General features: G+C 75.0%; 13 protein-coding genes and 1 pseudogene. 9 read left to right on the forward strand and 5 right to left on the reverse strand.

Features of this window, described 5'->3' with window-relative positions; genetic code table 11:
• Complete coding sequence (locus tag PP1_RS28830) at positions 1 to 1,065, reverse strand: S1 family peptidase (RefSeq protein WP_010235465.1); 1,065 nt, start codon at positions 1,063 to 1,065, stop codon at positions 1 to 3.
• A gap of 367 nt (positions 1,066 to 1,432) precedes the next feature.
• Here PP1_RS28830 and shbA point away from each other — a divergent pair.
• The 5 genes and pseudogenes from shbA to PP1_RS28855 all read left to right on the forward strand — a co-directional run.
• A pseudogene (gene shbA / locus PP1_RS28835) lies at positions 1,433 to 2,071 on the forward strand (RNA polymerase sigma factor ShbA); the annotation flags it as partial.
• A 630-nt stretch (positions 2,072 to 2,701) separates the two neighbouring features.
• Positions 2,702 to 5,362, forward strand: a complete 2,661-nt coding sequence (alaS, locus tag PP1_RS28840) for an alanine--tRNA ligase (RefSeq protein WP_010228639.1) — start codon at positions 2,702 to 2,704, stop codon at positions 5,360 to 5,362.
• Positions 5,359 to 5,787, forward strand: coding sequence for a Holliday junction resolvase RuvX (gene ruvX, locus PP1_RS28845; protein WP_010228637.1), 429 nt, complete (start codon positions 5,359 to 5,361; stop codon positions 5,785 to 5,787). Before alaS ends, ruvX begins: the two co-directional genes overlap by 4 nt.
• A 130-nt stretch (positions 5,788 to 5,917) precedes the next feature.
• The gene (locus tag PP1_RS28850) at positions 5,918 to 7,060 is read left to right on the forward strand and encodes an endolytic transglycosylase MltG (RefSeq protein ID WP_010228635.1); all 1,143 of its coding nucleotides are present in this window, start codon (positions 5,918 to 5,920) and stop codon (positions 7,058 to 7,060) included.
• Positions 7,061 to 7,188: 128 nt separating this feature from the next.
• Positions 7,189 to 8,241, forward strand: coding sequence for a 2,3-butanediol dehydrogenase (locus tag PP1_RS28855; RefSeq protein ID WP_010228633.1), 1,053 nt, complete (start codon positions 7,189 to 7,191; stop codon positions 8,239 to 8,241).
• Between the two features lie 687 nt (positions 8,242 to 8,928).
• Here PP1_RS28855 and PP1_RS28860 read toward each other — a convergent pair.
• The gene (locus tag PP1_RS28860) at positions 8,929 to 9,801 is read right to left on the reverse strand and encodes a spermidine synthase (RefSeq protein ID WP_010228631.1); all 873 of its coding nucleotides are present in this window, start codon (positions 9,799 to 9,801) and stop codon (positions 8,929 to 8,931) included.
• A 93-nt stretch (positions 9,802 to 9,894) separates the two neighbouring features.
• Between PP1_RS28860 and PP1_RS28865 the strand changes: the two genes are divergently transcribed.
• From PP1_RS28865 to aroB, 4 genes are read left to right on the forward strand one after another with little or no spacing between them, the layout of a single operon-like run.
• Entirely contained in the window at positions 9,895 to 10,533 is a 639-nt protein-coding gene (locus tag PP1_RS28865; protein WP_010228629.1) for a prepilin peptidase, read from the forward strand.
• 44 nt (positions 10,534 to 10,577) lie between these two features.
• A complete protein-coding gene (gene aroC, locus PP1_RS28870; RefSeq protein ID WP_029239459.1) occupies positions 10,578 to 11,780 on the forward strand; it encodes a chorismate synthase in 1,203 nt (400 codons plus the stop codon).
• Positions 11,777 to 12,469 (forward strand): shikimate kinase, encoded by a 693-nt coding sequence (locus PP1_RS28875; RefSeq protein ID WP_010228625.1) that lies wholly within the window; start codon positions 11,777 to 11,779, stop codon positions 12,467 to 12,469. Before aroC ends, PP1_RS28875 begins: the two co-directional genes overlap by 4 nt.
• Positions 12,466 to 13,587 carry a 3-dehydroquinate synthase gene (gene aroB, locus PP1_RS28880; protein WP_010228623.1) on the forward strand — a complete coding sequence of 374 codons (1,122 nt, stop codon included), beginning with the start codon at positions 12,466 to 12,468 and terminating at the stop codon, positions 13,585 to 13,587. Before PP1_RS28875 ends, aroB begins: the two co-directional genes overlap by 4 nt.
• A gap of 121 nt (positions 13,588 to 13,708) precedes the next feature.
• Here aroB and PP1_RS28885 read toward each other — a convergent pair whose 3' ends face one another.
• From PP1_RS28885 to PP1_RS28895, 3 genes are all read right to left on the reverse strand, one after another.
• Entirely contained in the window at positions 13,709 to 14,305 is a 597-nt protein-coding gene (locus tag PP1_RS28885) for an HdeD family acid-resistance protein (protein WP_010228621.1), read from the reverse strand.
• Between the two features lie 177 nt (positions 14,306 to 14,482).
• Positions 14,483 to 14,998, reverse strand: coding sequence for a hypothetical protein (locus tag PP1_RS28890; protein WP_010228620.1), 516 nt, complete (start codon positions 14,996 to 14,998; stop codon positions 14,483 to 14,485).
• Positions 14,995 to 15,714, reverse strand: a complete 720-nt coding sequence (locus PP1_RS28895; protein ID WP_010228619.1) for an MBL fold metallo-hydrolase — start codon at positions 15,712 to 15,714, stop codon at positions 14,995 to 14,997. Before PP1_RS28895 ends, PP1_RS28890 begins: the two co-directional genes overlap by 4 nt.
• Positions 15,715 to 15,725: the final 11 nt, after the last annotated feature.

The following is a 15,725-nucleotide window of genomic DNA, read 5'->3' on the forward strand; positions in this document are numbered from 1 at the left end:
TCAGCCGGTCGTGAGCGTCAGGCCGAGCGCGCTCGTCGCGGTGCCGATCGGGGTGAAGTAGCTCGTGCAGTTGTCCGAGCCGCCCGCGCCGGTGTGCACGCCCTGGGCCTGCCCGCTCGACGTGATGTAGGGGGCGCCGGAGTCGCCCTCCTGCGCGCAGGCGCCGACGGCGGTGAGGCCGGACTGCTGCTGGCCGTCGAAGTTGACCGTCATGTCGGTGCGCTCGACGCTGCCGCAGGAGCGGCCGCTGGTCGAGCCGTAGAGGCACACCGTCGAGCCGACCGGGGCCGCGCTCGTGCCCGCCACCCGGGTGCCGGAGACGGTCGGCGAGGCGCTGCCCTCGGCGACCGGGATCGCGCCGACGTCGACGGCGCCGCCCGCCGACCGGGCGCCCGTCCCGATCGTGCTCTGCTCCGAGTCGTACCAGGTCGAGGAGCCGCGGGTGCAGTGCCCGGCGGTGAGCACCCAGTCGTCGCCGGACGAGTCCGACGCCGCGAAGCCCGCGGTGCAGCGCCGGCTGCCGTCGGTGATCGTGTCGCCGCCCGCCACGGCGGCCTGCTGCCGCGGGCCCGCCGGCACCCGCTCCACCCGCACCGCCGACGGGTCCAGTCCCGCGGTCAGGGCACCGGCGAGTGCGTCCGCCCCGGCGCCGTCGACGACCTCGAGCACGACCTGCTCGGTACGCGGGTCGATCCCGTACGACGCGAGCCCGGCCGGCATCGCCGTCGCGGTGCGGGCCGTGAGCTCGCCCAGCACGGCACCCGGGTCGCGCCGGGGCTCGTCCCGGACGACCGGGGTGGCGCCGAGGCGTGTCAGCACGGGCGCGAGTGCCGGGTCCCAGGTGCCGACCATCAGCCGGCCGTCCTCGAACCAGCTCCCCGCCAGCGACGTCCCCGCGGCCTCACCCACCGCCGGCAGCAGGCCGGCGGCGGCGTCCTCGGTCAGGATCGGGAGATCGACCGGCAGCGTCGGGGCGGCCGTGGCGGGGACGGCGACACCGAGCCCGATCGCGGCGGTCCCGGCGAGGGCGGCGAGGAGCAGTCGGTGCGGGCGGCGCAGGGGCACTGAGGGTCCTTCGGGCAGTGATCGGGCCGTGACACCCGGCTCAACGATGCTGCTCCACGCGGGTCACGCTTCGCTACGCCATCAGATCTGATGACGCCCGAACGGCGCTTCCCGCCCCGCTCGATTGCCTCGTAGGGACCAACGCCCGTACCGCGTGTCGTCGTATACCGCAAATTGAGCATGTTGATTGACCCCGAACGGGTGCCTGGCCAGGGTTGATCGCAGACCGGGGCGCGGCCGAGCGGAGTCGCCGGAGAGCCGACGACCCCGGTGACGACCACCGAGCGTGCCGAGGACCCGGGGGAGGGTCCCGCGGCGGCGCGGCGACGGGGTGCGGGGGCGCCGCACGGAAGGAGCGCTGGGCACGATGCACGAGGGAACCGCGGTGATCGATCCGCCCGTCGAGGACGACACCGTCGAGGAGCGGCCCACGGATCCGGTCGAGCGCACCACGGGCGCCGGGCCCGACCTCCTTCCACCCGAGCTCCTCCGGGCCGCGGTCGCCGGCGAGCCCGCGGCGGTGGCGCTGCTGCTGTCGAAGGTCCAGCCGCAGGTCGAGAGGTTCTGCCGGGCCCGGCTCGGCCGCCGGGAGACGACCCTGGGCTCGGCCGACGACGTCGCACAGGACGTGTGCATGGCCGTCCTCGCCGTCCTCCCGGAGTACCGGCTGTCCGGCATGTCGTTCCGCGCGTTCGTCTTCGGCATCGCCCGGCACAAGATCGCCGACGCGTTCCGGGCGATGGCCCGCAACCGCTGCGACGCCGTCGAGGAGATCCCCGAGCGGATCAGCCGCGACGACGACCCCGAGCAGGTCGTGCTCGACGCCGAGCGCAACGAGCGGCTCGGTGACCTGCTCGACATCCTCGGATCGCGCCAGGTCGAGATCCTCACGCTGCGGATCGCCGTCGGGATGACGGCGGAGGAGACCGCCCAGGCGCTCGGCTCGACCCCGGGCGCGGTCCGCGTGGCCCAGCACCGGGCGCTGCAGCGGCTGCGTCGTGAGCTCGAGGGCCGCGCCGCGCGCCGGGCCGCCGAGCGGGAGGGCGAGCGGGCGGCCGGCACGCCGGGGCAGCGCCCCGTGCGCCCGCCGGTGACCGTGCCGCACCCGGCCCCGGGTGCGATCCCCGCCCCGCGCCGTCCGGTCGTCGTGGCCGACGGCCCGGAGCTGCGCGTCGCCGTCTGAGCCCACCACGTGGGGCGGCGAGAGAACGGCGGACCGGCCGGACCGGTCACCGGTCACACCCCCGGACCGGTGACCACGGCACGGGCCGCAACCGGCCGGTGCCGGAGTGCTCGGGCGCACTCCGGCACCGGCCGACCCCGTTCCCGGCTCCCCGGCATCGCTCGCCGGCATCGCTCCCCGGCACCGTCGTCGACCGGCGGAAACCCTCTCGCACACGGGGAGTAGCCTGGCCGGTGACCGCGTGTCGAGGGGAGGGTGCCGCGTGAGCAGGACCGGCGTGCCCTTCCCCGTGCCGCGCGAACCGTTCCGGGACCGAGCGCCCGGCGCGGGTGCCTGAGGCCCCGCGTCACCCGAGCCTCCCCGGCGCGCCCGCGCCGGGCCGCCGTACGGTGTCCCCGCGCAGCGTCGCCGCTGCGCACCGCCGTCGCCGTACCCGTCACGAGAGACCTTCCGGTGCAGACCCACGAGATCGTCCGCCGTTTCACCGCCCACTTCGAGCGGAACGGGCACACGCCCGTGCCCAGCGCCTCGCTGATCCTCGAGGACCCGCAGCTGTTGTTCGTCAATGCGGGCATGGTGCAGTTCAAGCCGTACTTCCTCGGTGACGTACCGGCGCCGTACCCGCGCGCCACGTCGATCCAGAAGTGCGTCCGCACCCCGGACATCGACGAGGTCGGCAAGACGACCCGCCACACCACGTTCTTCCAGATGGCGGGCAACTTCTCGTTCGGCGACTACTTCAAGCGCGGCGCGATCGAGTTCGCCTGGTCGCTGATCACGAACAGCCAGGACGAGGGCGGCTACGGCTTCGACCCGGAGCGGATCTGGGTCACCGTCTACAACGACGACGACGAGGCCATCGCGCTCTGGAAGGACATCGCGGGGCTCCCGGAGCAGCGGATCCAGCGCCGCGGCGGGGACGACAACTACTGGGACATGGGCGTGCCCGGTCCCGGCGGCCCGTGCTCGGAGATCTACTACGACCGGGGCCCCGAGTTCGGTGCCGAGGGCGGCCCGGAGGCCGACGAGGACCGCTACCTGGAGATCTGGAACCTCGTCTTCATGCAGGACGAGCGCGGCGAGCTGTCCCCGAAGAAGGGCCACCCGCCGATCGGGACGCTGCCGCACAAGAACATCGACACCGGCATGGGCGTCGAGCGCGTGGCCTTCCTCCTGCAGGAGGTCAACAACGTCTACGAGACCGACCTCGTCCGGCCGGTGATCGCCAAGGCCGAGGAGCTGTCCGGCAGGCGGTACGGGCGGAACGAGGAGGACGACGTCCGGTTCCGGGTCATCGCCGACCACGCCCGGTCGTCCATGATGATCATCGGCGACGGCGTCACCCCCGGCAACGAGGGCCGCGGCTACGTGCTGCGCCGGCTGCTGCGCCGCATCGTGCGCTCGGCCCGGCTGCTCGGCGTGACCGGGCCGTGCCTGGGCGAGTTCGCCGCCGTCGTCCGGGACACCATGTCCCCGACCTACCCCGAGCTCGCCACCGACTTCGAGCGGATCTCCGCCGTGATCCGGGCGGAGGAGGACACCTTCCGGGCCACCCTCACCGCCGGCGAGAAGATCTTCGAGGGGGCCGTCGCCGAGGCCCGCTCCACCGGTCGCACCACGCTGCCCGGTGACCAGGCGTTCCAGCTGCACGACACCTACGGCTTCCCGATCGACCTCACCCTGGAGATGGCCGACGAGGCCGGGCTCGCGGTGGACCGGGAGCGGTTCACCGCGCTGATGGACGAGCAGCGGTCCCGCGCCAAGGCCGACGCCGCCGGCCGGAAGGTCGGCTTCGTCGACGCCTCGGTGTACCGGGCCGTCCTCGACACCCACGGTGCGACCGACTTCCTCGGCTACCAGTCGCTGAACTCCGAGTCCCGGATCGTCGGCCTGCTCCGCGACGGGCAGACCGTGCCCGCCGCCGAGCAGGGCGACCAGGTCGAGGTCCTGCTGGACCGCACCCCGTTCTACGCCGAGGCCGGCGGCCAGCAGGCCGACACCGGTGTGCTCCGGGGCGGCTCGTTCGAGATCCGGGTGGACGACGTCCAGTCCCCGGTGGCCGGGCTGCGGGTGCACCGCGGCGTCGTCACCGCCGGGACCGTCACCCTCGACGCCGAGATCGTCGCCGAGGTCGACCCGGCCCGCCGGTCCGCGATCTCCCGCGCGCACACCGCCACCCACCTCGTGCACGCCGGTGTCCGCGGTGCGCTGGGCAGCTCGGCCGCGCAGGCCGGTTCGCTCAACGCCCCGGGCCGCCTGCGGTTCGACTTCACCTCGCCGACCGGTGCCGTCGACCCGGCCGCGCTGGTGGAGATCGAGGAGGAGGTGAACTCGGTCCTGCAGCAGGACCGGGAGATCCAGACCTACGAGACGTCGATGGACTCCGCGCGCAAGCTCGGCGCCATGATGCTGTTCGGCGAGAAGTACGGCGACCGGGTCCGCGTGGTCGACATGGGCGACTACTCGCGCGAGCTGTGCGGGGGCACGCACGTGCGCCGCACCGGCGAGCTGGGCCTGGTCCGGGTGCTGTCCGAGGCCTCCATCGGGTCCGGCGTCCGCCGCGTCGAGGCGCTGGTCGGGCTCGACGCCTTCCAGCACGCGACCACCGAGCACCTGCTGGTCAACCAGCTCGCCGAACAGCTCAAGGCCCGCCCCGAGGAGCTCCCGGACCGGATCCAGGGCCTGGTGGAGCGCCTGCGCACCGCCGAGCGGGACCTGGAGAAGCACCGCGCCGACGCCGTCCTCGCCTCGGCGGGGAGCCTGGCCGACGCGGCCGAGGACCTCGACGGGACCGCGCTCGTCGCCGTCACCGCCCCGGACGGGGTGGCCGGCAACGACCTGCGGACCCTCGCCGCCGACGTCCGCGGCAAGCTCGGGGACCGGCCCGGCGTGGTCGCCCTGTTCGCCGTCGCCGACGGCAAGGTCTCGTTCGTCGTCGCCACCACGAAGGCCGCCCGGGACAACGGCGTGGCCGCCGGGAAGCTCATCCCGGAGTTCGCCGCGGCCGTCGGTGGGCGCGGGGGCGGCAAGCCCGACCTGGCCCAGGGCGGTGGCACCGACCCGGCCGGGATCGACGCCGCCATCCAGAAGCTGCGTTCCGCCCTGCGGGCGTGACCCGGACGCGGGGCCGGCGGCTCGGCGTCGACGTGGGCGCCGTCCGCGTCGGGGTCGCGATGTGCGATCCCGACGGGATCCTCGCCACACCGGTGGAGACCGTCCCGCGGGACGCCGAGCACGGGGCCGACGTCCGCCGGATCGCCGAGCTGGTGGCCGAGCACGACGTCGTCGGCGTCGTGCTCGGCCTGCCCCGCAACCTGCGGGGCGAGGACGGCCCGGCCGCGCGGGCGGCGCGGGAGTTCGCCGACGCGCTGCAGGCCGGGCTCGACGTGCCGGTGGAGCTGACCGACGAGCGGATGACGACCGTGGTCGCCGCCCGGCAGCTCTCCGGACGGGGGGTGAAGGGGCGCAAGCAGCGTTCCGTCGTCGACCAGGCCGCCGCGGTGCAGATCCTGCAGGGCTGGCTCGACCAGCACCGTTGACGGTTGCGCGGGCACATGATCGACACCGCTGGGCGGGTGCCCGTCCGGGCAGCGCGGCGGTTACCCTCGGGCACGTGACCGGCGCCGGCGAGAACGACGTGAACCGACGGTCCCGGGCACGGGACCGGGTGTGAGCGCACCGGTGACCACCCCGCCCGTCCGGCACCGGCCGACGCCGGCGGACTTCCGCAGGCGGCGGCTCGCCCTGCTCGCCTCGGCCCTCCTGGCGGGCGCCGTGCTCGTCGCCGGGTCCCTCTACCTGCTCGGGCCGGACGACTACGCCGGCGGTGGCAGCGGGTCGGTCGTCGTCCGGGTGGAGGCGGGCGACTCGACCAGCGCCATCGGCGAGTCCCTCGCCGAGCAGGACGTCGTCCGGTCGCGGGCGGCGTTCGTCTCCGCCGCCTCCGACGAACCGGCCGTCCAGCGGGTCCAGCCCGGCTACTACGAGCTGAGGTCCCAGATGTCGGGCGGCGCCGCGGCGGAGGCGCTCGTCGACCCGGACCGCCGGGTCGGCTTCATGGACGTCAAGGGCGGGGTGCAGCTCGACGACACCCGTGCCCCGAACGGCGCGGTGAGCCCGGGCGTCCTCTCCCAGATCTCGCAGGCGACCTGCCTCGGCGCGGCCGACGGCGAGGCCACCTGCACCGGGGTCGACGAGCTGCGCGCCGCCATGGCGTCGGCCGACCCGGAGGCGATCGGCGTCCCGGACTGGGCGCACGACGGTTTCCGCGCCGCCGCCCCGGAGCGCCGGATGGAGGGGCTCGTCGCACCGGGCCCCTACGACATCGACCCGCGGGGGAGCCCCGAGGACGTGCTGCGGGAGGTCCTCGCGATCTCCGGGCAGCGGCTCGACGAGGGCGGCCTGACCGGGGAGGGCGCCTACCGCACCCTGGTCCTCGCCTCGATCGTCGAGAAGGAGGCGCTCGCCCCGGACATGCCGAAGGTGGCCCGGGTGATCGAGAACCGGCTCGGGGTGAACCAGCGGCTGGAGATGGACTCCACGGTCAACTACCCGCTGGACGTGCAGGCGCTGCGGACCACGTCCGAGGCCCGCGGGACGCCGGGCCCCTACAACACCTACCTCAACACCGGGCTGCCGCCGACGCCCGTCGCGTCGGTGTCGACGACGGCCCTGCGCGCCGCGGAGGCCCCCGAGGCCGGGCAGTGGCTGTTCTTCGTCCGGTGCACCACCGAGGGCACGTCCTGCTTCGCCGTCACCTACGACGAGCACCGCGGCAACGTCGCGCGGGCCCAGGCGGCCGGGGCGTTCTGACCTGTCCTGAGCCCGGCGCGTCCCGACAGGTCGCGGGATGCGCATGCAACCCTCGCCCAACCCGTGACCGGGACCCTCGGGGGTTGGTAGACCCGTCGGCGACAGAGTCGTCGGCGAAGGGAACAGCCATGCGTGCGGTCGTCTACCGGGGCCCCGGACAGCTCGACATCACCGACGTGCCCGAGGCACCCGTCGGCGCCGGGGAGGTGCGGCTGAAGGTCGGGTTCAACGGCATCTGCGGTTCCGACCTGCACGAGTACTACGCCGGCCCCATCTTCATCCCGAACGGCGAGAAGCACCCGCTGACCGGCCGCGAGCTGCCGCTGACCCTGGGCCACGAGTTCTCCGGCACCGTCGTCGAGGTCGGGTCCGGGGTCGACGGTGTCGAGACCGGCGACCGGGTCGCGGTGATGCCGCTCTACACCTGCGGGACCTGCGCGCGGTGCAGCGAGGGCCGCTACAACGTCTGCGCGACGATCGGCTTCCACGGCCTGATGGCCGACGGCGGCATGGCCGAGTCGACCGTCGTCCCGGCGCACATGCTGCACAAGCTCCCCGACGACGTGTCACTGGAGATGGGCGCGCTCGTCGAGCCGATGGCGGTGGCCTACCACGCGGCGAAGCTCGGCGACGTGCAGCCGGGCGCGACGGCGCTCGTGTTCGGCGCGGGCCCGATCGGGATCGGGCTGTGGTTCGCGCTGCGCGGGACGGGCGTCGACAACGTCCGGGTGGTCGAGCCGTCGCCGACCCGCAGGCAGGCGATCGAGCGGCTCGGCGCCGACACCCTCGACCCGACCGCCGTGGACGTGCCTGCGGTCGTCGCCGACCTGACGAACGGGCGGGGCGCCGACGCCTGCTACGACGCCGCCGGCGTGGCCCCCGCCGTCGCGACCGCCCTCGACTCCCTGGGCGCGGGACGGCCGATGGTCAGCGTCGCGATCTACGAGACGCCGCTGGTGACGCCGCTGCTCAACCTCGTGCTGGGCGAGTCCCGGATCCAGGGCTCGCTCTGCTACACCCACGAGGACTACCGCGCCGTCATCGAGCTCATGGCGAACGGGCACTACGACACGACCGGCTGGATGGAGAAGATCGCCATGGCCGACGTCGTGGAGGAGGGGTTCGAGGCCCTCCACGCCGGCCGGAAGATGAAGGTCCTGGTCGACCCCTCCGTGGCCTGACCCCGCCGCTCCGTCACCCACCCCGCTCCGTCACCCACCCCGGCCGCCCCGGGACGCTCACGAATTCGGCGAACGCTCACCGGATCCGGTGAGCGGGCGCGGATCTCGTGAGCGACCTCGGGTTCCGTGAGCGCCTGGGCCGGGCCCCGGTCCAGCCGTGGGTGGTCGGCGGACTCGCTCACCCGGTGGCGCGGGCCGGGGAACGAGGACGCTCACCGATTGCGGTGGTGCTTGCCGGATCGGGTGAGCGGGCTCGGGTCTGGTGAGCGGGCTCGGGTTCCGTGAGCGCCTGGCCCGGGCGCCGGTCCGGCCCGGCCGTGGGTGGTCGGCGGATTCGTTCCCCCCGCTGGCACGGACCTCGGGGCGAGGACGCTCACCGATTGCGGTGGTGCTTGCCGGATCGGGTGAGCGGGCTCGGGTCTGGTGAGCGGGCTCGGATTCCGTGAGCGCTTGGCCTGGTGCCCGGGACCTGGCTCGGCCGTGAGAGTGGTCGGCGGACTCGCTCACCTGGCGGCGCGGGTCGGGGAACGAGGACGCTCACCGATTGCGGTGGTGCTCGCCGGATCGGGTGAGCGGACCCGGATCTGGTGAGCGTCTGCCGGGTGCCGGGTGCCGGGTGCCGGGTGCCGGGTGCGGGGGTGCGGGGCGGGTGCGGGGTCGGTGGGCGGTCGCGGTGTGTCTGTGGGGTCACTGGCCCCAGAGGCCGGCGGGGGGTTTCGGGGACGGGGTCGCCGTCGTGTCCGTGACGACGGCGACGCCCCGGGCCAGTGCGCGGGTGTCGTCGTCGTCGAGGACCCGGGCCGGGAAGGGGTCCGCCGCGGCGCGGCGCACCAGGCCGGGGACCGGCAGACCACGGTCCGAGCCGACCAGCACGAGGTTGCCGAACCGGCGACCCCGCAGCACGTCCGGGGCCGCGATCAGGCCCAGCTCGGCGAAGGCCGCACCGGCCGTGGCGACCTGCCCGGGCAGGAACGGCCACGGAGCACCGTCGCCCAGGTTGGCGACATGGATCCCGGTCGGTGCCAGGACCCGGCGCACCTCCCGCAGGAACTCCGCGGTCGTGACCTGGGCGGGTGTGCGGGCACCCGCGAAGACGTCGAGCACGACGAGGTCGAACCCGCCGGCGGGGAACAGGGCCAGGCTCGCCCGTGCCTCCGAGGTGACGACCTCCAGGCCGTCCGACCCGCCCGGGCCGGGAAGGCGGTGCGCGACCAGGTCGGCCAGCGCCGCGTCGAGCTCGACGACCGTCTGTGCCGACCCCGGACGCGTCGCCGCCACGTACCGGGCCAGGGTCCACGCGCCACCACCGAGGTGCAGCACGCGCAGCGGCACCGACGGGGGCGCCGCCAGGTCCATGACGTGGGCGATCCGCCGGACGTACTCGAACTCCAGGTGCTCCGGGTCGGCCAGGTCGACGTGCGACTGCGCCGTCCCGTCGAGCAGCAGCGTCCAGGACTGCGGGCGGTCGGGGTCCTGCACCAGCTCGGCGACGCCGTGGTCGACCTCGGCGCGGATCACCGCCGACGCGTCGCGCTCGTCCTGCGTCGCACCGGAACCCATGGTCCCCATCCTGCCTGCCCGGTCCCGGGCCGAGTTGTCCACAGGCCACGAGATCGTGGGTGCGATCCGGCCGGGAGCCCGCAGGCTGGACGCATGGACCTGCTCACCCTCCTCACCGTCCCGCTCCTCGCCGCCGGTGCCGGTGCGCTCGCCGGAGCGCTCACCCGCCTCGGGCTCTCGCGGATGCGCCGGGGCACACCGGTCGAGTCGCCGTGGTGCGAGGCAGGGACCGGCACGCTGTGGGCGGTCGTCGCGGCGCTCGTCGTCACCGGCCTGGTCGAGGCCCGGTGGGTGCCGCTGCTGGCGGCTCTGACCTGGCTCGGCGTCGCCGGCTCGGCGACCGACCTGCTGCGCAGGCGGCTGCCGAACGCGCTGACCCTGCCCGCGCTCCCGCTGGTGGTCGGCGCCCTCGTGCCGGCCGGTGCCGCCGCGGTGCTGCGCGGCATGGCCGGTGCGGTGCTGCTCGGGGCCGCGTACGCGGCGGTCCACCTGGTCTCACCGCCGGCGATGGGTGCCGGTGACGTGAAGCTCGCGCTGCCGGTCGGCGCCGCGGTGACCGGTCCGGCCTGGTCGGCGCTGCCGGCGGCGGCCCTGCTCGCCGCGGTCCTGTCGGCCGTCGTGGCGGGGTGCGCCCTGGCGGTCGGGCGGGCCCGCTGGGGGAGCAGGCTCCCGCACGGGCCGGTCCTCCTCGCGTCGGCACTCGCGGTGGTCGGGGCGGGTGCGGCGGCGTGAGTACCGACGGTCGGCCCGGAACCCCGGGTGAGAGGATGGACGCCGTGCTGCGATGGATCACCGCCGGGGAGTCCCACGGTCCGGCGCTGGTGGGCGTGCTCGAGGGCATGGTCGCCGGTGTCGGGGTCACCACCAAGGAGTTGCAGGCCGAGCTGGCCCGCCGGAAGCTCGGCTACGGCCGGAGCCCGCGGATGGCGTTCGAGGCCGACGAGCTCGAGGTCGTCGGCGGGATCCGGCACGGTCTCACCCAGGGCGGCCCGGTCGCCGTGCGGATCGCCAACACCGAGTGGCCCAAGTGGGAGACGGTGATGGCCGCCGACCCGGTCGACCCGGAGCTCATCGCGCACCGTGCCCGCAACGCGCCGCTCACCCGGCCGCGCCCCGGGCACGCCGACCTCGCCGGCATGACGAAGTACGGCTTCGACGAGGCCCGCCCGGTCCTGGAGCGCGCCAGCGCCCGGGAGACGGCCGCCCGCGTCGTGCTCGGCACCGTCGCCAAGGCGTTCCTCGAGCAGGCGCTCGGTGTGCGGATCGTGTCGCACGTCGTCGGGATCGGCGCCGTCGACGCCCCCGACGACGAGCCGCTCCCCGGACCCGACGACCTGGAGCGCATCGACGCCAACCCGGTCCGTGCCTTCACCGAGGAGACCGGCGCCCGCATGGCCGCCGAGATCGACGCCGCCCACGACGACGGCGACACCCTCGGCGGCGTCATCGAGGTCATCGCGTACGGGATGCCGGTCGGCGTCGGTACCTACGTGCAGGCGGACCGCAGGCTCGACGCCCGGCTCGCGTCCGCCCTGATGGGGATCCAGGCCATGAAGGGCGTCGAGATCGGTGACGGGTTCCGCACCGCCCACCGTCGCGGGTCCGTCGCGCACGACGAGATGGTCCCCTCCGGAGCGCGCGGCGAGGGGCCCGCGGGCACCGTCCCCGTCACCCGGCTCAGCAACCGCGCCGGGGGCATCGAGGGCGGCATGACGAACGGCGAGCCGGTCCGCGTCCGGGTCGCGATGAAGCCGATCTCGACCGTGCCGCGCGCGCTGCGCACCGTCGACACCGTGACCGGTGAGGAGGCCACCGCCATCCACCAGCGCTCCGACGCCTGCGCCGTCCCGCGGGCCGGTGTCGTCGTCGAGACGATGGTGGCGCTGGTGCTGGCCCAGGCGGCGCTGGAGAAGTTCGGCGGCGACTCGATCGCCGAGACCCGGCGCAACGTCGCCGCGTACCTGGCGGGTGACCGGTGAGCGCCCCCGGACCGGACGACGCGGGCCGCCCCTGGGTCGTCCTGGTCGGTCCGCCCGGCTCGGGCAAGACGACCGTCGGCACCCTCCTCGCGGAGCGGCTCGGCCTGGTGTTCGCCGACACCGACGCCGCCGTCGTCGAGCGCATCGGCAAGCCGATCGCCGAGATGTTCGTGCAGGAGGGCGAGGCCGCGTTCCGGACGCTGGAGCGCGAGGTCGTCGCCGAGCAGCTCCGCGCCGGGCACGGGGTGCTCGCCCTCGGCGGCGGATCGGTTCTCGCGGCCGAGACCCGTGAACTGCTGGGGGAGCACCGGGTCGTCGCGCTGGACGTCGATCTCGCCGACGGGATGCGCCGCACCGGGATGTCCACGGCGCGGCCGCTGCTCGCCGGGGTGAACCCGCGGGCGACGTTCCGGTCGCTGCTCGCCGACCGGGCACCGCTCTACGCCGAGGTCGCCACCGTCCGGGTGCAGACCGCGCGGCGCAGCCCGAACCAGGTCGTGGCCGAGGTGCTGACGGCGTTCGGGCTGCCCGGTGGCGAGGCCGCCGACGCCGACCCGGCCTCGGCCGACCCGCACGACCGCCCGACGCCGCGGCAGGACTCCGCCCTGCCCAGCCCCGGCTTCGGCGCTCCCGACGACGGGTCCGGCGACACGGCGGACGGCCCGCAGGACCGGCTGGAGGCCCGATGACCACCGAGCTCCCCGACGCCTCCGGCGTCCTCGAGAGCGACGGTGCCGTCCGCATCGACGTGAACGCCGAGCGGCCCTACCCCGTGCTCGTCGGTGCCGGCGTGGCGTCCCGCCTGGCGGGGACCGTCGCCGCGACCGGGGCGGGCCGCGCGCTGGTCGTCCACCCGCCGACGCTGGCCGACCGGGCCGGAGCCGCCCGCGACGAGCTGGCCGCGGCCGGGATCACCGCGACCACGATCGAGGTCGCCGACGCCGAGGCCGGCAAGTCGCTCGACTCGCTCGCCGCCTGCTGGCAGGCGTGCGCCGACGCTGCGCTGACCCGCGCCGATGTCGTCGTCGGGTTCGGCGGGGGAGCGGTCACCGACCTCGCCGGGTTCGTCGCGGCGAGCTGGATGCGCGGCATCGCGGTCGTGCACGTCCCGACCACGTTGCTCGCGATGGTCGACGCCGCGGTCGGGGGCAAGACCGGCATCAACACCGCGGCGGGGAAGAACCTCGTCGGGGCGTTCCACGAGCCGTCGGCGGTGCTCGTGGACACCGACACGCTGCGGACGCTGCCCCGCGCCGAGCTCGTCGCGGGGTCGGCCGAGGTGTGGAAGGCGGGTTTCATCGCCGATCCCGTGATCCTCGACCGGGTCCGCGCCGACCCGGCCGCCGCGCTCGACCCGGCCGGCCCGGTGCTCACCGAGCTGGTGCGCCGGGCGATCCGGGTGAAGGCCGACGTCGTCGGCGCCGACCTCCGCGAGTCCCACCTGCGGGAGATCCTCAACTACGGCCACACCCTCGGCCACGCGATCGAGCGGCGCGAGGAGTACCGGTGGCGGCACGGCAACGCGGTGTCCGTCGGCCTGGTCTTCGCCGCCGAGCTCGCCCGTGCGGCCGGGCGGCTCGACGACGCCACCGCCGACCTGCACCGGGAGGTGCTGGAGCTGGTGGGCCTGCCGACGGCGTACGAGCCGGGCGTGCTGCCCGAGCTCACCGCGTCGATGCGCGGGGACAAGAAGTCCCGGGCGGGCACGCTGCGGTTCGTCGTGCTCGACGGCCTGGCGAAGCCGGGCCGCCTGGAGGGCCCGGACCCGGCCCTGCTGGAGACCGCCTACGCGGCGATCACCGGCTGAGCCGGCCGAGCGCGGTCCGGCCGAGCGCGGGCCGACCGAGGGCGGGCCGGCCGAGCGCGGGCCGACCGAGGGCGGGCCGGCCGAGCAGCATCGGGTCGGCCGAGCATCGGGCCGGACCGCGTCAGCCGACCGCGGGGTGCGACTCCGACCGGAACGCCTGCACCACGAACACGATGCCGGTGACGACCGCGAACAGGCCGAACAGCCAGAGCAGCGCCATGATGCCGGTCGCCGGCCACACCAGCAGCAGGATGCCGATCAGCACGTTCAGCCCGGCCCGGACCGCGATCCAGCCCCACGGTCCGTCGTGCTTGCGGACCTCGTTCGCCGAGATCGCGGTGACGATGCCGGCGAGGATCGCCCAGAACGCGATCACGAACAGGATCGCCATCGCGGCGGCCGCGGGCAGCGCGAACGCGATCAGACCGGCGAGCACCGACACGACGCCCTGGGCCACCGTCCAGCCCCAGCCGGGGCGCTCCGCGCGGTGCCGGATCCCCAGGACGATCGCGGTGATGCCGTCGACCAGCGCGTAGGCGCCGAAGACGTAGATCAGGGCGAGCAGTGCGAATCCCGGGATCAGCAGCACCGCCAGGCCGAACGCGAGGAGCAGCACCCCGCGCAGCACGACCAGCGCGCGGACCCGCCGCGACGTCTCGGTCCCCGTACCGCGGGCGGTCGGGGCCGCCCCACCCGTGTTGTCGGCCGCGTCGACCATGTCCGGCTCCTCCGCTCGGGATCATCGGCTCGTCGTCGTCCTGCCACCCGGGCCGTCGGCGCGGGTGGCCGGACGCCGTCGGCGCCGATGATCCCGCTCGGGCGATCCGCCCGACCGGGTCGAAAGTCCTGGTCGTGGCAGGGCCAGGGGGAAGTGGGTGCGGCTCGGGGCGGGCCCTCAGAGACCGACGTCGTCCAGTGCCGCACCCAGCGGCTCCGGCAGCGCGGCGAGGTCCAGGGCCGCCGCGAGCACGGCCCCGTAGCGGGCCTTGCGCCCGGACCGCACCCCGAGGAACCGGTGCAGGTGCTGCGCCGGGGTCCGTCCGCGCTGGGCGGGCTGGCGCTCCAGGGTCCGCAGCCCGGGCAGCTCGCCCTGCTCACCGACGAGCCCACGCACCCGCTCCACCCCGAGGGCGCGGATCATCTCGTCCTCCAGGTCCTCGCGGCAGACCCGGCAGCGCGTCCCGGGGACGAGAGCACGCTGCACCCACGCCTCGGCACCGGCGTCGCACAGCACGGTGACCCGCTCCGGGGCCGCCGGGGCGAGCGCTCGCAGCGCCGCCGGGAGGTTCGTGTAACCGTGCAGCACGACGATCGCGACGCCGTCCGGCGGGCGGCCGCGCCGGCGGGCGAGGGTCTCGATCGCGGCGGCGTCGCTGGCCCCCTCGACCAGCAGGACCGCGCGGGGGCTCACTGCCCGAAGGCCGCCACGAACTGCTCGGCGGAACCGGCGCGGTAGACCATGTTCGTGCGCTGCACGTCGTCGAGCGGGGCACTCGGCGCGTCCGAGTAGCGGTGCCCCGGGTAGACGGTCGGGTTGCCCTTGAGCGACGCCAGCTGCTGCAGCGAGTGGTACATCTGCGCGGCGTCGCCGCCCGGGAAGTCGGTGCGCCCGCAGCCCTGCAGGAACAACGTGTCGCCGGCGACGAGCTTGTCGCCGCCCTCCGGGTCGGGAACCAGGAAGCACTGGCTGCCCGGGGTGTGCCCGGGGGTGTGCAGCAGCCGGATCGCGACGTCGCCGACCTCGATGACGTCGTCGTGGTCGTGCGCGGTCAGGTCGGTCGCCGACAGTCCGGTCACCCGGGTCACGTAGTCGGCCTCCGGGCGCTGCACGTGGATCGGCACCGGGTTCTTCCCCAGCAGGTCCGCGACGCCGACGAGGTCGAAGCCCATCATCGAGCCGCCGACGTGGTCGGGGTGGTGGTGGGTGGCCAGCACTCCGGTGAGCCGCATGCCGTCGGCGTCGAGGGTGGCCAGCAGCTCGTCGGGGGAGTAGGCGGGGTCGACGACGACGGCCTCCCGCGTCCCCGTGTCCCCGATGAGGTACGAGAAGTTGACCATCTGGGTGGCCACCGGGTCGCCCACGGCGTAGTCCTGCCCGGAGAGCAGCTGGCGGAAGTACAGGCCCATGCGCGTGACCC

Origin of the sequence: Pseudonocardia sp. P1, assembly GCF_000178675.2 — a bacterium.
In the GTDB taxonomy this organism is placed as follows: domain Bacteria; phylum Actinomycetota; class Actinomycetes; order Mycobacteriales; family Pseudonocardiaceae; genus Pseudonocardia.